Here is a 22430-nt window from a genome sequence, read left to right as displayed (position 1 = left end):
CGGGTGGGGTTGGATGATGATTTCTTCGAGTTGGGTGGCAACTCCCTCATCGCGACTCGGGTTGTCATGCGCATCGCCGAAGAACTCGAGACGGCCGTACCGGTCCGCCTTCTGTTCGAAGCGTCCACCGTCCAGGAACTTGCCGCACGTCTCGAATCACACGTCGGTGAAGGAAGCCGCCTTGCGCTGACAGCTCAGGATCGACCGGAAGAGATTCCGCTTTCTCTTGCGCAGCAGCGTATGTGGTTCCTCAACCGCTTCGACGGCTCGGCAGGTGCCTACAACATGCCGTTTGCACTGCGGCTGAGCGGTGAACTCGATCTGGGCGCGATGCGTGCGGCGATCGGCGACGTCGTTGCCCGCCACGAAACCCTGCGCACTGTGTATCCGGAAACCGATTCGGGACCGGTCCAGGTCATCGAACCGGTAGGACATACGCCGGTGGAATTGAACGTCGAGAGTGTCACGGAAGCCGAGATTGTCGGCAAGCTGGTCGAATTGGCGTCGACGAGGTTCGACGTGACGGCCGAAATCCCGCTGCGGATTCGGTTGTTCCAGGTAGCCGAGAACGAGTACGTCCTCGCCGTCGTGGTGCACCACATTGCCGCGGACGGCTCCTCGACTACTCCGTTCGCCCGCGATCTCGTCATGGCCTACGCGGCACGGGCGCAGGGAACGGCGCCGGGTTGGGCCCCGCTGGACGTGCAGTACGCCGATTACAGCCTGTGGCAGCGCGAGGTGCTGGGTAGCGAGGAAGACCCGGAATCCGTGTCGTCCGAGCAGGTCGCCTACTGGAGCCAAGCTTTGGCCGGGCTGCCGGATCAGCTGGACCTGCCGACGGACCGTCTGCGTCCCGCCGCGCAGTCGTACCGCGGTGGCTACCTTCAGTTCGAGATCGACGCAACAGTGCATCAGGGCCTGTCGGCGCTGGCCCGTGAGCACGGGACCACCCTGTTCATGGTCACGCACGCGGCATTTGCGATTCTGTTAGCGCGCCTTTCCGGCACCGACGACATCGCCGTTGGCACCCCGATCGCTGGCCGCGGTGAGCGTGCGCTCGACGATCTGATCGGCATGTTCGTCAATACCCTGGTATTCCGGACACACGTCGACGGTTCCGACAGTTTCACGGAACTACTTGCCCGCGTGCGCGAGAACGACCTGCAGGCCTTTGCGCATGCAGATGTTCCGTTCGAGCGACTGGTCGAAGTTCTCAACCCCGCACGTTCGACTGCTCGGCACCCGCTCTACCAGGTGGGCTTCCTTTTCCAGAACATGGAACAGGCAAGCCTGGAACTGCCTGGCCTCACCGTCAAGGGCCTCGAGATCGACAACGGTGTCGCTCAGTTCGATCTGCAGTTGATCGTCGGTGACAATTACGACGAGCGTGGTGTTGCCTCCGGCATCTCGGCCGTATTCAGCTACGCGCACGACCTTTTCGACGAGTCGACAGTCCAGTCCTTTGCTGATCGGTTCAACACCGTTCTGGCAGCGGTGGTTGCCGATCCGTCGATCGTGGTCGGCGACATCGACGTGCTCGATCCGCGTGAGTCGAATCAGGTTCTGCAGGAATGGAATGCAACGGAGCAAGTACTCGACGCCGAGGCGACACTGGTCGATCTGTTCGATCAGCAGGTTGCCGCTCACGGTGATTCCGTCGCGTTGGTGCACGGGCTCGAATCGCTGACGTATGTGGAGTTCGACGACAAGGTCAACCGGCTCGCCCGTCACCTGATCGAACTGGGTGTCGGTCCGGAGTCGTTGGTGGCATTGGGAATGCGACGCTCCATCGACCTGGTGATCGGCATGTACGCCGTTGCCAAGGCAGGCGGCGGTTATGTTCCGATCGATCCGGATCATCCGGCCGATCGCACCGGGTACGTCCTCGAGATGGCCGCGCCGGTCTGCGTGCTCAGCAACGAGAACGACGCACCGTCGCTCGCGGGGATCGACAATGTTCTTCTCATCGACACCCTCGATCTGTCGCGCGTCTCCGGAGCGCCGGTGCGCGGCGACGAGCGGACCGCACCGCTTCGTTCGGCGAATACCGCGTACGTGATCTTCACGTCGGGATCGACCGGCAAGCCGAAGGGTGTGGCGCTGTCCCACGCCGCGATCGTCAATCAGCTTCTGTGGAAGCGTGATCGCTACGGTCTCGACCAGACCGACGCAATGTTGCTCAAGACTGCAGCGACGTTCGACCTCTCGGTCTGGGAGTTCTGGTCCGCGTTGACATCCGGGTCCCGCCTGGTCATCGCCGACCCGGACGGCCACAAGGACGCCGAGTACATGCTGGCGCTCATCGCTCAGGAGAAGGTGACGACGCTGCACGCGGTGCCGTCCATGCTCTCGATGCTGACGGCCGCAGCAGACGGCACTCTTCCGCAGTCGCTCGAGCGTGTCCTTGCCATCGGTGAGGCCTTGCCCGCGGCAACGGCGGCAGAGTTCCGCAAAATGTCCGACGCGGCACTCGTCAATCTGTACGGTCCGACCGAGGCTGCGGTGTCAGTGACCGCGCACGATGTGGACGAGAGCGACACCTCGTCGGTCTCGATCGGTGCCCCGGAATGGAATACGCAGGTCTACGTGCTCGACGAGCGACTGCATCCCGTTCCGGTCGGAGTCACCGGTGAGCTGTACCTAGCCGGAACCCAGTTGGCTCGCGGTTATCACGGCCGCGCCGACCTGACGTCGGAACGCTTTGTCGCCAACACCTTCGGAGAACCGGGCACACGTCTGTACCGCACCGGCGACCTCGTTGTCTGGCGCAGTGGCGGTGAACTCGAGTACGTCGATCGTGCCGACTTCCAGGTGAAGATCCGCGGCTACCGCATCGAACTTGGTGAGATCGAAGCTGTTATCAGAGCTGCTGAGTCCGTGGACGCCGCGGTTGTCGTCGCGAAAACCGATCCGCGACTGGGGGATCGACTGGTCGGGTACCTCGTTCCGCAGGCCGGGGCCACCGTCGACGTCGACAGCGTGAAGGCGGAACTCGTCCGCGAGTTGCCGAGTTACATGGTGCCGTCGGCGTTGATGGTGCTGAGCGAATTGCCGCTCAACATCAACGGCAAGATCGATCGAAAGGCGCTGCCGGAACCCGAATTCGAGGCAACGGAGTTCCGTGCCCCGAGCAATCCGGTCGAAGAGATCGTGGCCTCGGTGTTTGCCGAAGTCCTGGGCGTTCCACGAGTCGGGTTGGACGACGACTTCTTCGATCTCGGCGGAAACTCGCTGATCGCCACACAGGTCGTGGCCAGGTTGGGTCAGGCACTTGACGCCCAGATTCCGGTGCGGATCATCTTCGAAGCGTCGACTGTCGGACTGCTGGCGTCGCGGGTGCTCGAACATGCCGGTTCAGGTTCGCGGGCACAGTTGGTGGCGCAGGAACGGCCGTCGCAGATTCCGTTGTCGCTCGCTCAGCAGCGGATGTGGGTTCTCAACCAGATCGACCGCAGGTCTGCCGCGTACAACATCCCGGTCGCGATCCGGATGTCCGGCGATCTCGACGTCGCAGCATTGCAGTCGGCCGTCTCCGACCTTGTTGCTCGCCACGAGATCCTGCGGACGTTCTATCCCGATCTCGGGGACGGCCCGACGCAGTCGATTCAGTCGAAGTCGGCAGCCGTTGTCGACATGGCCGTGCTGTATGTCGGCGAAGACACGATTGGGGCCGAGGTCGCGAAGGTCGTCGGTCAGGGCTTCGACGTCACTGCCGGTGTTCCGCTGCGCGTTCGCCTTTTCCAGATCACGCCCACCGAGCATGTCCTGATCGTGGTGGTCCACCACATCAGCGGCGACGCGTTCTCGATGGCGCCGATGATCCGAGACACGATGGTCGCGTACACGGCGCGTACCGGGGGAGCGGCACCCGAATGGGCTCCGCTCGAAGTCCAGTACGCGGATTACACGTTATGGCAGCGCGACGTTCTGGGTTCCGAGGGCGATCCGGACAGTGAACTGTCGACGCAGCTTGCCTACTGGACGCAGGAACTCGCCGGCGTTCCCGAACTTCTGGAACTGCCGACGGACCGTCCTCGTCCGCCGACGCAGTCGATGAAGGGTGCGGACTTCCTGTTCACTCTCGGCGCCGACTCCACGCGTCGAATCGCGGAAATCGCGCGCGAGCAGAACTCGACCGTGTTCATGGTCGTGCATGCCGCGTTCTCGGTGCTGCTGTCCAAGCTCAGCGGCTCGAACGACATCGCGATCGGTACACCGGTGGCGGGCCGCGGCGAGCGAGTCCTCGACGACCTGGTCGGTATGTTCGTCAACACGCTGGTGTTGCGCACGCAGGTGAAACCGGCAACCACGTTTGTCGACCTGCTGCAGCAGGTGAAGGAGAAGGACCTCGCGGCGTTCGGAAACGCAGACGTGCCCTTCGAGCGTCTGGTCGAGCAGGTCGGCCGTGAGCGCTCACAGGCATACTCACCGCTGTTCCAGGTGATGCTGACGTTCCAGAACATGGCACTTGGCACGTTTGCGCTGCCAGGGCTCGAACTGTCGGCGGTGGACGACGGATTCGACTCGGCGATGTTCGACCTGCAGCTCACCGGAATCGAGGAGTTCGACGAGCACGGAGCGCTGTCCGATATCCGGATGCGATTCACCTATGCAACCGATCTGTACGACGCCGCAACCATGGAACTGTTCGCAGCCAGGTTGCGGGCCGTGGTCGACGCCGTTGCCGCAGATCCGACGGTGGTTCTGCGGACCATCGACATCGTGACGGACTTCGAACGCGCGCTGATCGAGGCAGCCGAGCCGAAAACGGCCGCGGACCTTCCGGACCTCGCAGCAGCGGCCGCCGCAGCAGATCCGACGGAGGTTGCCTTCACACACGGAGACACGGTGGTGACCTTCACACAGCTGGCCGAAAAACTGGCTGTGATGAAGCAGACGATGGGTGCGGCGCTCACTGCCGACGCGTTGGTCTCGGTTTCGCTGAACGGTCTGGTTCCGGGCATTCTTCCGGCACTGGGCGCCGACGGTATTACCTCGCTCGTCGAGTCTTTGATAACTGACGCGCAGGCCACGCTGAGGAAGGGTTCCGGTACGGACGGGTAATATGCAGTATTTGCCCCATGGGCGTTGATCTGTACGACCAGTCGTGCGTTGGATCTGCGCCGTGCTGTCGTCAGTTGGAGGAAGTGTTGATGTCCGTCGGTATGCCGGGACCACAGTCGCTGACGATCGAAGACCTGCCGAGATTGATCGCTGCAGTAGCCGAGGCGGAGCCCGACCGGACAGCGCTTGTTCATGCAGACGCCGAGGTCACCTACGAACGGTTGCACTCGGAACTGACCACACTCGACTCCGCGATGGGTGGTGCGCTCGGCCCGGACGCACTCGTACCCGTCGTGATCTCCACGCTGCTGCCGGAGTTGCTCGCCACACGAGAGGGTGGCCTCGAATCCGTCGTCGGTGCGCTCATCGCCGACGCGACTTCCGTCGTTGCTTTCGAGGCTCCGTCGGTCGTCGAGTCGACTCTCGTAAGTCTGTTCGAGGAGCAGGTCGCGCGTACCCCCGATGCCGTCGCCCTTCGTTTCGGCTCCACGGCGTCGACCTACGCGGAATTCGATCGCCGGGTCAATCAGCTCGCCCGCGAGCTCGTCGCCCGTGGCGTCGGACCGGACACACTCGTCGGCCTGGGTATCCGTCGGTCCGTCGAACTGCTGGTTGCGATGTACGCGATCGTCAAGGCCGGTGGTGCGTACGTACCACTCGATCCCGACCATCCCGCTGAGCGTCTGGCGTATGTGATCGACGTCGCCGCGCCCGTCCTCGTGCTGACGACGTCAGTGGACGCGGTCGGCATTCCCGAAAACGTCGATGTACTGCGGATCGATGACATCGATGTCTCGGCGCACTCAGGCGCGCCGCTTGCCGACGGTGACCGGCTGTCACCGCTGCGCACCGACAATCTTGCGTACGTGATCTTCACGTCGGGTTCGACCGGCAGGCCCAAGGGCGTCGGTGTGTCACACGAGGCAATCGTCGCCAACCTCCGATGGAGGCAGAGCGAATACCCCTTCACCGACGAAGACGTCATCCTGCAGAAGACGCCGTTTACGTTCGACGTGTCAGTGTGGGAGTTCTTCTGGCCGTTGCAGGTCGGCGCTTGCCTCGTGATCGCGAAGCCGGACGGGCATCGTGATCCGGCCTACGTCGCAGCGACGATGATCGAGTACGGCGTCACCGTTGTACATTTTGTCCCCTCGATGCTCGCGGTCTTCGTCGCTGAACCGCGCGCTTCCGAGATCACCTCGCTACGTTACGTTTTTGCCTCGGGTGAAGCGCTTCCCGCCCAGACCGCCGCGCGGCTGCGCGACGTCAGCACCGCGGAACTGCACAATCTGTACGGACCGACCGAGGCAGCCGTCGACGTCACGTACTACGCAACCGGACCGCAGGACGAGGTCTCCATTCCGATCGGCCGTGCTGTCGCCGAAACAGAGCTACTCGTCCTCGACGACGCACTGCGTCCGGTACCTCCCGGCGTCCCCGGCGAGCTTTACCTCGCGGGGGTCCAGCTGGCCAGAGGGTATGTCTCCCGCCCCGATCTGACGGCGGATCGGTTCGTCGCGCATTCCACCTCGGACGGCGAGCGCATGTACCGAACCGGCGACCTGGTCCGATGGCGCGGTGCCGGCGCCGACCGCCTGCTCGAGTACCTCGGCCGCACCGACTTCCAGGTGAAGCTGCGGGGACTGCGCATCGAACTCGGCGAAATCGAATCAGCGCTACTCGACAACGATGCAATCGCACAGGCGGCCGTTCTCGTCCACTCCGATGCGGCTTTGGGCGACAATCTGGTGGCATACGTGGTTCCCGCATCGGGAGTTGTGCTCGACACCGACGCTCTTGCACGTGAATTGGGTGGACGCCTGCCGGACTACATGGTGCCGTCGCTGTTTGTCGAACTCGAGGCGTTTCCGCTCAATGCCAGTGGCAAGCTGGACCGCAAGGCGCTGCCGGCGCCCGAGTTCACAGCGCAGGTTGTCGAATACCGCGCACCGAGCACCCCGGTCGAGAAGACGTTGATAGCGATCTTTGCCGACTTGCTCGGCCGCGACGATCTCGGCATAGACGACGGGTTCTTCGACCTCGGGGGCAATTCACTGCTCGCGACGCGAGTGGTGGCGCGCGCGAACGCCGAACTCGGCGTGGAACTCGACATGCGAGCTTTCTTCGATGCTCCGACGGTATCCGAATTAGCTTCTCTCGTAGGCGATTCTGCTGGCCGCGGTACGAAGGCTCCTCTCGTTGCACAGGAACGTCCCGACCGGATCCCGCTTTCGCTTGCGCAGCAGCGTATGTGGTTCCTCAACCGCTTCGACTCGACTTCGGCAGTCGATCACATCCCAGTCGTTCTCCGGCTGACCGGAATGCTCGATGCCGCTGCGCTCCGTTCGGCGATCGATGATCTCGTCGAGCGGCACGAGAGCCTGCGTACTGTGTACCCGGAGGTCGACGGCGTCGGCTACCAGCAGATCTTGACCGTCTCCGACGTGGAGCTCGATCTGTCGCCGGTCGCTGTGGCCGAATCCGAGATCACCGAGCGTGTCATCACGGAGATCACCGGGGGATTCGACGTCACCTCACAGGTGCCGTTGCGGGTCAAGCTCTTCCAGGTGGCCGCGTCGGAATACGTCCTTGTATTCGTCGTCCACCACATCAGTGGTGACGGCTTCTCGATGGGCCCCTTGGTGCGCGACGTCGTGACCGCTTACGCGAGTCGGGCGGCTGGCAGCGCACCCGAATTCACGCCGCTGGACGTGCAATATGCAGACTTCTCGATCTGGCAGCGAACAGTCCTCGGCAGCGAGCACGACGCGGAATCGGTGATATCGCGCCAGATCGATTACTGGACACAGCAGCTCGACGGGCTCCCCGAGCGGCTAGACCTGCCGATGGATCGACCCCGCCCGCCCGTCGCGAGTTATCGCGGAGCGTCGCACACGATGACTATCGGTGCGGACGTACTCGCGCGCCTCGAGTCGATTGCGCAGGCGAACAAGGCCACGGTGTTCATGGTATTGCACAGCGCAATCGCCGTGCTGTTGGCGCGTTTGTCCGGAACCACTGACATCGCGATCGGCACCCCGGTGGCGGGTCGTGGCGATCGCGCACTCGACGACGTCATCGGCATGTTCGTCAACACCCTGGTGCTGCGTACCGAGATCAATCCGGCAAGTACATTCGACGAGCTGGTGAACCAGGCACGGATTGCAGACCTCGATGCATTCGGTAACGCTGACGTCCCGTTCGAGCGCCTGGTAGAGGTGCTCGACCCGGCACGCTCGCAGGCACACAATCCGCTGTTCCAGGTGATGCTCGCGTTCCAGAATCTCGGCCAGAAAACACAAAGTGGCGCAACGCTCGGCGGCCTCGAGGTAAGCGGTTTCGAGCTCGAGTCCGCAGTCGCCAAGTTCGACCTCCAGTTCACGGTGTGGGAAGACATCGAGGTCGGCGGGCTGTCAGTCGTCATCGATTATGCACGTGACCTTTTCGATGCCTCGACCATCGAGACGTTCGGTTCCAGGCTGTCCGTATTGCTCGGTGCGGTCGCTGCCGATCCGGCCGTTCTCGTCGGCGAGATCGATCTGTTCGGCGCCGGCGAGGCAGCCCGCGTGCTCGACTGGTCGGTGGGGCAGCGTGTGTCGATCGGCGACAGATCGCCACTTGCACTCTTTGCCCGGCATGTCAGTCGCGACCGGTCGACGGTTGCCGTCGTGGCCGATGATCGGACCCTCACCTACGGGGAACTCGATGCGCGGTCGTCGGTGCTCTCTCAGGACTTGCTCGCTGCGGGTGTGGGAGCGGACGACGTGGTTGCGCTGGTGCTGCCCAGGTCGTGGCAGTGGGTAGTGGCAATGCTCGCGGTGTGGAAGACCGGCGCCGGTTACACACCAATCGATCCCACGTTGCCGACCGAGCGCGTGAATACATTGCTCGAAGACACCAGTGCCCGCGTGGTGATCGCGTCCGGCGGCGTCCAGACGGCGCTCCCGGTGCTGCGGGTCGAGAGCACTGATGGGGCGGAATCCGGCGATTCTGTTCCGGAATGGGTGGACCATTGGCGTGAGCGGGGCGCAGGTGAGCGCGTGGGATACGTCATCTCGACCTCTGGTTCGACGGGTCGGCCCAAGCCCACGGTCGTACCGATGGCGGGCATCGAGAATACGACAGCCTGGTACCGATCCGAACTTCCGGACGCCGCTGGTGTGGTCGTTGCGTCGTCACCGAGTTTCGATCTCACGCAGAAGAATGTGTGGGGACCGCTTACCAGCGGTGGCAGTGTTCACGTCGCCGCAGCGGGGTTCGACCCCGCCGAGATCCTTCGCGCCGTCTCCGACGACGACGTCCAGGTCGCGAACATGTCGCCGAGTGCATTTGATGCACTGGTCGATGCCGACGTGGACGGCGTCCTCGAATCTCTCGACGTCGTGTTCCTCGGTGGTGAGCCCATTCAGGTTGGTCGGCTCAAAGATCTGATGGCCGCCGGTGTGCGCGTCGTCAACAGTTACGGCCCCACTGAGGCCTCCGACGTAGTGTCCTTCCAGGAGGCGGCACCGGGAGACGTCAACGGAGTCCCCATCGGGATTCCAATTCCGAATATCGAACTCTACGTGCTGGATTCGCGCCTGCAGCTGGTCCCGGCCGGAGTGGTCGGTGAGCTTTACGTGGGAGGTGTGGGAGTCAGCCGCGGATACGGCGGACGCTTCGACCTTACTGCCGAGAGGTTCGTGGCGAATCCGTTCGGGTCGGCAGGCTCGCGGCTGTACCGTACCGGAGATCAGGTCCGGTGGAACGGTTCGGGAGAGCTGGACTATCTGGGCCGCACCGACTTCCAGGTCAAAATCCGTGGACTCCGAATCGAACTCGGCGAGATCGAAGGGGCCCTGGTGGCACTCGATTCGGTATCGGCTGCTGTCGTGGTGGTACACAAGGACAGCCTGGTCGGAGACCGCCTGGTGGCTTATCTGGTACCAGCACACGGGGCCGACGTCGACATCGCGGCGATACGTTCGACCGTCGCGGCGCGTCTGCCTGACTACATGGTGCCGTCCGCGTTCGTGGCGATCGAGACGGTTCCATTGAACGCCAACGGAAAGGTCGATCGGCGGGCCCTGCCCGAGCCGACGTTCGCGACACTGTCATACCGCTCTCCGACCACTGTGGTCGAAGAAACTGTGGCCCAGATCTTTTCGGATGTTCTGGGTGTAGCTCAGGTCGGTCTCGACGACGACTTCTTCGAACTCGGTGGCAACTCGTTGATTGCCACGCGAGTTGTCTCACGGCTCGGTCAGTCCTTGGACACCGTAGTGCCGGTACGACTGCTGTTCGACGTGTCGACGGTCGAGGCCCTGGCCGCACGACTGAGCACTCACACCGGCGACGCGGGGCGGATGCCTCTCGTCCCGCAGGAGCGTCCCGAGCGAGTCCCGCTGTCGTTGGCGCAGCAGCGAATGTGGTTCCTCAACCGGTTCGAGCCGGAATCCGGGGTCGACAACATTCCGGTCGCCGTGCGGTTGACCGGTCCGTTGAACACGGCGGCTCTTGCGGGGGCCGTGCGGGACCTGATCGACCGTCACGAAAGCCTACGCACGATCTATCCCGAGATCGACGGCGTCGGTTACCAGCAGGTTCTCGGTTCGGCGGCAGTCGATCTCGATCTGTCACCGGTTCGAGTTCCGGCCGAGGCTGTGGAACTCCGTGTGCGGGAGCTGATCCAGCCCGGATTCGACGTCACGGTCGAGATCCCTCTCCGTACCGCGCTCTTCCAACTTGCCGACGATGAGTACGTGCTTGTCTTCGTCGTCCATCACATCAGCGGAGACGGTTTCTCGATGGTGCCGTTGGTACGTGACGTGGTGACAGCGTATGCGGCGCGATCGCACGGGCGTGCGCCGTCCTGGTCGCCGCTGGCTGTCCAGTTCGTCGACTACACCCTGTGGCAGCGTGAGGTGCTCGGCAGCGAGGACGATCCGCACTCGATCATCTCGGGCCAGGTCAACTACTGGAAGAGCCGGCTCGCGGGAATCCCGGATCAGCTGGACCTGCCGACCGATCGGCCACGTCCAGCCGTAGCAACGAACGGTGGTGCAGAGTACCAATTTGCCATCGAGCAGGGCGTCGTCGATTCCCTCGACCGAATTGCGCGTGAGCATCAGGCTTCGCGATTCATGGTCGTGCACAGTGCATTCGCCGTGATGCTGGCGCGCCTGTCCGGCACCTCCGACATCGTGATCGGTACTCCGGTCGCGGGGCGTGGTGAGCAGGAACTCGACGATGTGATCGGAATGTTCGTCAACACACTCGTGTTGCGGACGAACGTCGATCTGTCGCTGTCGTTCACGGAATTGCTTCGCAGCACGCGTGAGTCGGACCTGCAAGCGTTCGCGCATGCCGACGTGCCGTTCGAGCGCCTCGTCGAAATCATCAACCCGGAACGATCGCAGTCACGCAATCCGCTGTTCCAGGTCATGCTCACGTTCCAGAACGTCGCCCAGGGCAGCGACGAATCGGCCGACATCGACGGCGTCACGGTATCGGCCCTCGACGTCGATGCGTCCGTGGCGAAATTCGATCTGCAATTGACGATCACCGAGCATGACGGTGAACTCCGTGGACTCTTCACTTACGCAACGGATCTGTTCGACCGTAAGACGGTGGCCTCCTTCGTCCAGTATCTGACCGCGACTCTCTCGGCGGTCGCGGCTGCCCCCGCTGGGCCGGTCGGGGACGTCGACGTCGTCGGCGACTCCGATCTGGGGCTGGTCGTCGAGCGCTGGAACAGCACCGGTCACGATGTTCGCGATGTGACGCTGGTGGATCTGTTCGATGAACAGGTCGTCCGCTCGCCCCATTCGATCGCGCTGACCTTCGATGGGCATCAGCTGACGTATCTCGAATTCGACCGGCGGGTCAATCAACTCGCCCGCAAACTCGTGTCGGAAGGCGTCGGCCCGGATACCCTGGTCGGCTTGGCCATTCGCCGAAGCTTCGATTTGCTGGTGGCGATGTACGCGGTAGTCAAGGCCGGCGGCGGCTATCTGCCCATCGACCCCGATCAGCCCGTCGAGCGCAACGAATACGTCGTGTCGACTGCAGCTCCGATCTGTGTGTTGACCACAGAGAGAGATGGATTCGACGCTGAGGGAGTGCTGGTAGTCAGGATCGATACCGTAGACCTGTCCGGTTGTTCCGACGCACCGGTCACCGACGCGGACCGCCTCGGCCCGCTGCGAGGGGAGAACACGGCGTACGTGATCTTCACCTCCGGGTCGACGGGCAAACCGAAGGGCGTTGCGGTGTCACACCGCGCGATCGTCAACCGGCTGATCTGGATGCAGGCCGAGTACAGCCTCCTCGGCGACGACGTGGTCCTCCAGAAGACTCCCTTTACCTTCGATGTCTCCGTGTGGGAGTTCTTCTGGCCGTTGCAAGTCGGAGCTCGACTGGCGATCGCTGCCGTCGACGGCCACCGAGATCCGGCCTATCTGGCCGCGCTGATCGCGTCCGAACGAGTGACCACCATTCACTTCGTGCCGTCGATGTTGGAAGTGTTCCTCGCGGATACGGTTGTCACGAGGTCTTCTACCCTCACCCGAGTCTTCGCCTCGGGTGAGGCGCTCGCCCCGCAGGTGGCCGCGCAGTTCCGGACGGTTCTTCCCGGAACTGAACTGCACAATCTGTACGGACCGACGGAGGCCGCGGTCGACGTCACCTTCCATGAGGTGACGGACGCCGACACCACCACCATGCCGATCGGCGCGCCGGTCTGGAACACACGCGTTCTGGTACTCGACTCACGACTGCATCCGGTGCCCGTCGGGGTCGCGGGCGAGCTCTACCTCGCGGGAGTGCAGTTGGCCCGGGGGTACGTGGCTCGGCCGGACCTCACCGCGGACCGGTTTGTCGCCGATCCGTTCGGACCTGCCGGCTCACGCCTGTATCGGACCGGAGACCTGGTGCGATGGAATGCGTCGGGTGAATTGGTATACATCGGACGTACCGACTTTCAGGTCAAGCTACGCGGACTACGCATCGAGCTGGGGGAGATCGAGTCGATCCTGCGTGATCATCCGTCGGTCGGTTCGGTGGTGGTTGCCGTCCGGAACGATCAACTGGTCGCGTACCTGACGGCGGCCGGTGAGTCTCTGATCGATTGGCTGGAACTGGAATCGATACTGGGGAAACATCTTCCGTCATACATGGTGCCCACGGCACATGTTGTTCTGGACGAACTGCCGCTCAACGCCTCGGGAAAACTCGACCGGAAGCAACTGCGCGATCCTGAGGTCGAGATCGCGGTCTTCCGGGAACCCGAATCTGTGGTCGAGGTCGAAGTTGCGCGTATTTTCGCCGACCTCCTCGGTATCGGGCAGGTCGGCTTGGACGACGACTTCTTTGCGCTGGGCGGTAATTCACTGATCGCGACGCAGATCGTCGCTCGACTCGGGCATGCACTCGACACCACTGTGCCGGTCCGCATCCTGTTCGATGCATCGACAGTGGAGTCGCTCGCGGCGCGAATCGACGTGCTCGTGGGGCGGGGCGGCCGTCCGCCGCTCGAACCACAGGAGCGCCCTGAGTTGGTTCCGCTGTCGATCGCGCAGCAGCGCATGTGGTTCCTGAACCGATTCGATTCGGCGTCCGGAGTGGACAACATTCCGATCGCGATCCGGTTGACGGGGGATCTCGACATCGAGGCCATGCAGGCAGCTCTTCGTGATCTGTTCGAGCGACATGAGATTCTCAGGACCACATATCCGGAAGTCGACGGTATCGGATACCAGCGAGTCCTCGACACCGCGGATGCACTGCCTGATCTGTCGCCAGTACGTATCCACGAGTCCGTCGTCACCGACCGGGTGGCGGAATACGTACTCGCCGGATTCGATGTCACTGCAGACGTGCCGGTCCGGGCACGTTTGTTCGATCTTGCCGACTCGCAGTACGTTCTGGTGTTCGCCATCCATCACATCAGCGGTGACGGCTTTTCGATGGGGCCGCTGGTCCGGGACGTCGTCTCGGCGTACGCCGCGAGGTCGCAGGGAATCGCTCCGACGTGGAAGCCGCTACCGATCCAATTCGCGGACTTCGCGCTGTGGCAGCGCCGGGTACTCGGTGTCGAGTCCGATCAGGGATCGTTGATCTCGAAACAGATGGAATACTGGAAGTCGCAACTGGACGGATTGCCCGTCGAACTGACCCTGCCGTCGGATCGGCCGCGTCCGCGAGTCGCTTCACACTCCGGTGCCGAGTACTGCTTCGATATCGAAGCGGCCATGCACGAATCATTGAATCATGTTGCGCGAGAACATAATGTGTCACTCTTCATGGTTCTGCACAGTGCGCTGGCCGTCCTGCTGGCGAAGCTGTCCGGCACCGCCGACATCGTGATCGGTACACCAGCGGCCGGACGAGGTGAACAGGCTCTCGATGATCTGATCGGCATGTTCGTCAACACTTTGGTCCTGCGGACCGAGGTCGACCCGGGCGAGTCGTTCACTGCACTCCTGTCGAAGGTACGGGACACCGATTTGGCCGGTTTCGAGAACGCTGACGTTCCGTTCGAGCGTCTGGTGGAAGCACTGGACCCCGAACGGTCGCAGGCGCGTAATCCGCTTTTCCAGGTGGGCTTTTCGTTCCAGAATCTCGGTCAGGGTGCGCACGGATCCGTAGAGATTCCGGGCCTGAGCATTTCCGGTGTCGACATTGCGCCGACGTTGGCAAAGTTCGACCTGCAGTTCACGGTCTGGGAGACTCCGGCTCAGGCGGGCGGGCTCACCTTCGCCGTCACCTACGCCACCGATCTCTACGACGAATCGACGATTGCAGGCCTCGAGTCACGACTGAACGCCGTGCTGACATCCGTCGTCGCCAATTCGTCAAATGCAGTCGGCGACATCGACATTCTCGGTGAGGACGAACGCCGGACGATACTCGAAGGGTGGGCCACGCCCGGGGCGGTCGTCGACGACTCGACCACTCTGGCCGGACTGTTCGATGCACAGGTGACCCGATCACCGAACGAGATTGCGGTGGTCTTCGGAGACGAGCGATTGACGTATCGGGACATCGATTCCCGCGCAAACTGTCTGGCCCGCACGCTGATCGACTCGGGAGTCGGATCCGAGGACCTGGTAGCGGTCCTCTTGCCGCGATCGGTCGATCTGGTCGTGGCGCTGCTCGCCGTCGTCAAGTCTGGTGCCGCGTATCTGCCGATCGATCCGAGCTATCCGGATGAGCGGATCGCATATACCCTTGCCGACGCGTCTCCGGTGTGTGCGATCGTCGCTCCGGATTCGCTGCGGGAACTGCCCTGCCCTTCTGTCTCGCCCCGGGACGCCGCAGCCGACTCCCGCCCCGTGACCGACGCAGACCGCGTGCGGCCTTTGCGTTCGAGAGACCTGGCGTACGTCATCTACACATCAGGATCTACCGGCCGCCCCAAAGGTGTTGCGGTCACTCATCGGAACGTTGTGGAGTTGTTCGCCAACGCGCAGACGGAATTCGCATTCGATTCCTCGGATGTGTGGACTTTGTTCCACAGCTACGCATTCGACTTCTCGGTGTGGGAGCTGTGGGGTCCGCTCATTCACGGCGGTGTACTCGTGGTCGTCGACTTCGAGACGTCGCGTTCGCCAGACCAGTTCAGACAATTGCTGACCACCGAGGGCGTCACGGTGCTCAATCAGACTCCGTCGGCTTTCTACCAGCTTGCGGAGGCGGACCGTGTTTCCGGAGGATCGGACGGTACCGCGTCGGATCTTGCGCTCCGGTACGTGATCTTCGGTGGCGAGGCACTCGACCTCGCACAGCTGACCCGGTGGTACGACCGTCATCCGGACGACTCGCCGCAACTGGTCAACATGTACGGAATCACCGAGACCACGGTGCACGTCTCTTATCTCCCGCTCGATCGTGCGAGCGCGGAGACCGCGACGGCGTCGTTGATAGGTCGACCACTCGACGGCCTTCGGGTGTACGTACTCGACGACCGTTTGCAGCCCGCTGCGATCGGCACGGCCGGCGAGATCTACGTCGCCGGCGGACAACTGGCACGCGGGTATCTGGGGCAGAGTGGATTGACGTCCGGGCGGTTCGTCGCGAATCCGTTTGCATCACACGGCGAGTCGATGTACCGAAGCGGCGATGTGGCGCGCTGGAACCGCGCCGGCCAGCTCGAATACCTGGGGCGTTCCGATTCGCAGGTTCAGCTTCGAGGTTTCCGGATCGAACTCGGCGAGGTCGAGACGGCCCTGCTCCGAGTCGGTGGTGTCGCCCGTGCCGTGGCCGTCGTCCGCAAGGACGCAGATCTGGGCGATCGGCTCATCGCGTACGTCGTGCCCGAGGCCGGTTCGGACCTCGACGCGAGCACGGTCAGCACAAGTGCGGCCGACTTCCTCACCGGCTACATGGTTCCCGACGCGACAGTGTTGTTGGACGCCTTGCCCCTCACGGTGAACGGGAAGCTCGACTCCGCTCGGCTGCCTGCACCCGTCTTCGCTTCCGCCGAATATCGAGCGCCGGTGTCCGACACCGAGAAGGCCGTGGCGACGGTATTCGCCGAATTGCTGGAGGTTCCTCAGGTCGGACTCGACGACGAGTTCTTCGAACTCGGTGGTAACTCATTGATCGCGACCCGGGCGGCGGCACGACTGAGCCGATCCCTCGACGCCACAGTCCCCGTACGGACTCTGTTCGACACCCGGACAGTCGAAGAACTCGCGAGCGCGATCGAAGTCCACGTCGGAACCGGTTCGCGAAAGCAGCTCGTTGCCCAAGATCGCCCCGAGCGCATTCCGCTGTCTCTGGCGCAGCAGCGTATGTGGGTGCTCAACCAGATGGACACCGACGCCTCGACCTACAACATCCCGATGGCGCTGCGTCTGGCCGGGCAGTTGGACGTCGATGCGCTGAAATTTGCTCTGCGTGACGTGATTTCGCGCCACGAGTCACTGCGAACGCTTTACCCGTCCGACGGGCTGGGGCCGGTGCAGCGGATCGTCGGCGCCGACCTCGTGCCCATGTTCGGGGAACCGACAGCGGTCCACGACGGCGCGCAGATGTACACGAAGGTCGTCGAATCGACGACCGCCGGATTCGATGTGTCATCGGAGGTTCCGGTACGTACTGATCTTCTCCAGATCGGAGAAGATCAGTACGTGTTCGTACTCGTCGCGCATCACATCGCGGCCGACGGGCAGTCGATGGGGCCACTGGCCCGCGACGTGATGGTGGCCTACGAAGCGCGTACCCGGGGCAGTGCACCATCGTGGAGCCCACTCCAAGTGCAGTACGCAGACTTCGCGCTGTGGCAACGCGACGTACTGGGATCGGTAGATGACGCGGGAACGATCGCCGCGCGCCAACTCGACTTCTGGCGCACAGCGCTCGACGATCTGCCTACCGATGTCGGCTTGCCGACAGACCGACCGCGTCCCGTGGTGCAGTCCGCCGCAGCGGGGGCCGTCCAGTTCACCGTCGACGCTGATGTCCACTCGCGACTGAGCGACATCGCCCGAGCGAAGAACGCCACGGTGTTCATGACAATCCACGCCGCACTGGCGGTCCTGATCTCGAGGTTGGGTGGAGGCTCCGACTTCGCGATCGGTACCGCTGTCGGCGGCAGGGGCGAGCGCGCCCTCGACGATCTCGTCGGTATGTTCGTCAACACACTCGCGCTTCGCACCACGGTCGATGCCGGTGCACGCTTCGAGGATCTCGTTTCGCATGTGCGCGACGTCGACCTGGCCGCGTTCGGCGAAGCCGATGTTCCTTACGAGGAAATCGTGGAGGCGCTGCCGCCTCGGGCGGGGGGCCTGTTCCAAATCGTCCTGTCGCTGGAACCGACCGCCCAGACCGAGTTTGCATTGGCAGACCTGACCATAGGCGCCGTCGACAGCGGAGTCCTGACCACGAAGTTCGACCTTCAGCTCACCCTGACCACCGCAGCGGACGGCCTCGGACTCTCCGGCCTGTGGCTGTATTCCGAGGACCTGTTCGACAAGACCACGGTCGAGTCGTTCGCACAGCGGTTCGTTCGTGTACTCGAGCAGGTCACCGACGATCCGACCAGGCAGGTCGGCGATCTCGATCTGCTGACCGACATGGAGAAGTCCGAGGTCGCCGGCGGCGTTCGCGAAGCCAGCGCAGTCGCGAGCACGACGTTGCTGCCTCAGTTGCTCGCCTCCGTCGTGGAAAGCGACCCGGACGCGCCTGCGGTGGTAACAGACGGCGAGGAGACCGCTTACGCGGCACTCGACGCGAAGTCTTCGCGTCTGGCTCGCCTGCTCATCGAGGAAGGTGCAGGTCCCGGCACTGCGATCTCCATCGGTGGTGGTGTCGATGCCGTGATCGCCTACTGGTCTGTGGTGAAGGCCGGCGCAGCCTTTACCGGGGCGCATCCGTCGGATCCGGCAAGCCTGACCCTGTCGAATGACTCCGACACCTCGACGCTGCTCTTGACGTCACCGGAGATCGAGTCTCGGCTGGCGACGATGTCGGATCGTCCGATCAGCTACGTCGATCGCGCTCGGTCGACAATGGCGGACGATCCGGCGATCGTCGACGGTGACCGAGTGCTGACGTACGGCGACCTGTCGGACTCTCTGGCGGAGCTGCGTAAGCGGTATTCCGTCGACTTCGAGTCGAGGTTGGCATTCGCCGGCGCGGTCGGCTCGCCGGAGCACTCGGTCGCGGTCCTCCTGGCGGCGTCAGCCGGAGCGGCTGTCGTCATTCTCGGTGACGACGAGGCAATCGAAGACTCACTTGCTGACGACTGGGTGACGCATGTGGTGCTTCCGGACGAGGTCCGCTCGGCCGTCGACCGAACCGACTTACCCGATCTCGAGTACGTCCTCGCAACGGGCGAACTACTCGGGTGGTGAGATCGGGCTTCGTCGGCGACCGTGCCAGTGGCCGAATTCATAGGTGATCGTGCCGTTGCCCGGATCGGTGTTACCGGCTGTAACAATGGGCGGTAGGGGTTGGATGTGTTGGGGGAACCCACTGATGCAATTGTGGGTTCCCCGGCGTCCAGTCTGGACAGACCGGTAGTGACAGTTCAGAAGTATGACGCGAAGGTGAGTTGCTCGATGCAGCGTTGGGTCTCCGTACACACCGTTCGACCGCAGGTGGCGGTCGTATGAGTACTGACGACGCGACCCGGCGGAAGACATCTCGCGCCGGCAGGAACGAACGACCGGCACGCACCAGGCGCGCGCGGGTGCCATTGCTGCCTCAGTTACTCGCAGCTGCAGTGGACCTCAACCCAGCAGCACCGGCGATCACATTCGGGGGGCAAACCCTCACTTATGCCGAAGTGGACGCGCTGTCCTCGCGTCTGGCTCGGTTGCTCATCAGCCGCGGAATCGGGCCGGAGGACCGGGTGGCGGTGTCGATTCCCCGCTCCGTCGAGTCGGTCTGTGCGGTGTGGGCGGTGGCCAAGACCGGCGCAGCTTTCGTGCCGGTCGATCCCAGCTATCCTGCGGACCGCGTCGAACACATGATCACCGATTCTGCAGCCTCGATAGGGCTGACCACGGCCGCGTACGCTATCGACCGCCCTCGCAGCGTCCAATGGCTGGAAGTGGACGGCGACGTGTTGACGGCCGAGTTGTCCGGTATCTCCCCGGATCCGGTCTCGTATACCGAACGCGTTCGAACCCTTCGCGTGGATCATCCGGCATACGTGATCTACACCTCGGGGTCGACAGGACGGCCCAAGGGCGTCGTCGTCACCCACGCCGGGCTTTCAGACCTGTGTGCGGAACAGGTCGAACGGTATGCGCTCACCTCTACGTCGCGGACACTGCATTTTGCTTCGCCGAGTTTCGACGCTTCCGTGCTCGAACTGCTGCTCGCCGTCGGTGCAGGCTCGACGATGGTGATCGCGCGTCCGGACATGTTCGGCGGCGACGAACTCGCGGAACTCCTGGTGTCGGAAAAGATCACGCACGCGTTTGTGACCCCGGCAGCGCTGGGTTCGATTTCCCTTGACGGCGCCCACCAGTTCGACAATCTCGCGGTGGTGGTCGTTGGCGGTGAAGCGTGTTCACCCGCGCTGCTGTCCACCTGGGCGCCCGGCCGACGGTTCTTCAACGCATACGGACCCACGGAAGCCACCGTCGCCAGCAACATCGCCGAGTTGACCGTCGATCGTCCCGTGACGATCGGTGGTCCCGTCCGTGGTGTCGGCGTGTTCGTCCTCGATTCTCGACTTCAGCCGGTCGCCACCGGAACCGCCGGCGAACTCTACCTGTCGGGCACCCACCTTGCCCGCGGGTACAACGGCCTGTCCGCAACTACTGCGGCAAGTTTTGTCGCAAATCCGTTCGGCGGCGCCGGGGAGCGGCTCTACCGGACCGGCGATACCGTGCGGTGGATCCGCACCGGCGGCGATGGCGGAGCCACCGATCAGACCGGTGGTGAGCGCGACCTCGAATATCTCGGGCGGGGGGACTCACAGGTCAAGATTCGCGGCTTCCGGATCGAACTGGGCGAGATCGATGCCGTCCTTGCCGCCCAACCCGGAGTCGACTTCGTCGCCACCGTCGCGATCACCGGTTCCTCAGGTGACGCCGCGCTGGTGTCGTATGTCATGGCGAATGCCGACGTCGACCTGGACCCAGACTCGTTGACCGCCAGCGCTCGGGCCGTTCTTCCGCGCCACATGGTGCCTGCATCGATCATGGTCATCGACCGGATTCCTCTCACCCCAGTGGGTAAGTTGGACACCGACAGCCTTCCCGAGCCGATCTTCATCTCGCGTGCGTACCGCGAACCATCAACGCCTGCACAGGTACTCGTGGCAGCGGCCTTCGTCGACCTGCTCGGAGTCGAGAGGGTCGGTGCCGAAGACGATTTCTTCGAACTCGGCGGCAACTCACTTGTTGCAGCAAGGCTGGCTGGACGTCTCGGAGCTGCGTTCGGGACACGCATTCAGGTGAAAACCCTCTTCGAGGTATCGACGGTCGAAGCATTGGCTGCCCGAATCGAAGCCGAGGCGGAGGGGTCCGTCAGAGTACAGCTTGCGCCGGTGATTCGTCCGGAACATGTGCCGTTGTCGCTGGCGCAGCAACGGATGTGGTTCCTGAGCCAGTTCGATTCCGAATCTGCTGTCAACAACATTCCGATCGTCCTCCGCCTGAGTGGTGAGCTTGACACGGTTGCGCTCGCCTCAGCGGTCGGTGACGTCCTAGCTCGGCACGAAGTCCTTCGTACTGTCTACCCAGGAATCGACGGTGTGGGCTATCAGCAAATTCTGCCGGAATCGACCGCAGACATCGACCTCGATCCCGTTCCGTTGGCCGATTCGGCACTTCTCGGCGAACTGTTGACTCTCGTTACCGCCGGATTCGACGTCAGCTCGGCAGTTCCGTTGCGGGTCAAGCTCTTCCAGACGGATCCGTCCGAGTACGTCCTGGCGATGGTCGTTCACCACATTTCAGCGGACGGCGTTTCCGTAGCGCCGTTGGTTCGGGACGTTGCGTTCGCCTACCTTGCGCGTGTGGACGGCCGGAGTCCGGAGTGGACACCGCTGCCGGTGCAGTACGCAGACTTCGCGATGTGGCAGCGTGAGGTTCTCGGCGTGGATTCCGATCCGACATCGTTGATGTCCGAGCAGCTCGCGTACTGGAAGACGACCTTGCGAGACCTGCCGGAGAAGATCGAACTCCCGGCCGACCGTCCACGACCCTCAATTCTCTCCACCAGAGGCGGCGTCCACCGTTCGGACGTGGACGCTGAATTGCACAGTGCCCTGGAGCAACTCGCACTTGACCACAACGTGTCACTGTTCATGGTCGTCCATGCGGCGCTGGCGGTCCTGTTGGCAAGGTCGAGCGGCAGCGGTGACGTGGCGATCGGTTCACCAATCTCTGGACGAGGGGAACCCGAACTCGACGATCTGATCGGCATGTTCGTAAACACCCTGGTGTTACGCACGGCCGTGAATCCAGGAGCAAGCTTCTCCGATTTGTTCGACCATGTGCGTGACATCGATCTGGGAGCTTTTGCCAACGCCGATGTGCCATTCGAGCGGCTTGTCGAAGTGCTCGACCCGGCACGATCCCAAGCGCACCACCCGTTGTTCCAAGTTGCGCTGTTCTTCCAGAACATGGCCGACGACGCACTGGAATTGCCCGGACTGCGTGTCTCCGGATTCGACGCGGGCGTCGACATCGCGAAGTTCGATTTGCAATTGACCGCAGCTCCACGGGAAAACGAGTCGGGGGATGCCGCAGGGATCGTGCTGTCCTGGCTCTACGCCACGGATCTGTTCGATGCCTCGACCGTGTCCGCCTTCACCGATCGGTTTGTCCGCATACTGCGCGCGATGGTCGCAGATCCCGGTTCAGCGGTCGGTGACGTCGAGGTCATGACGGCGCCTGAGCGCGCGTTGGTGCTCGAGTCGT

Annotated in this window: 3 protein-coding genes; all 3 read left to right on the top strand. The window is 63.2% G+C overall.

Annotated elements, in window-relative coordinates; all coding sequences use genetic code 11:
* The coding region (locus tag QM596_RS29445) for a non-ribosomal peptide synthetase (RefSeq protein ID WP_283310587.1) at positions 1-5064 on the top strand (5064 nt) is incomplete at its 5' end.
* An 89-nt stretch (positions 5065-5153) separates the two neighbouring features.
* On the top strand, positions 5154-18902 hold the full coding sequence (locus tag QM596_RS29440; RefSeq protein WP_283310586.1) for a non-ribosomal peptide synthetase: 13749 nt from the start codon (positions 5154-5156) through the stop codon (positions 18900-18902).
* 257 nt (positions 18903-19159) lie between these two features.
* The coding region (locus tag QM596_RS29435) for a non-ribosomal peptide synthetase (protein WP_283310585.1) at positions 19160-22430 on the top strand (3271 nt) is incomplete at its 3' end.

Source organism: Rhodococcus sp. IEGM 1406, assembly GCF_030056745.1.
Classification (GTDB): domain Bacteria; phylum Actinomycetota; class Actinomycetes; order Mycobacteriales; family Mycobacteriaceae; genus Rhodococcus_F; species Rhodococcus_F erythropolis.
Note: the sequence above shows the minus strand (reverse complement) of the source record. Positions and strands in the feature narration are given on the sequence as shown.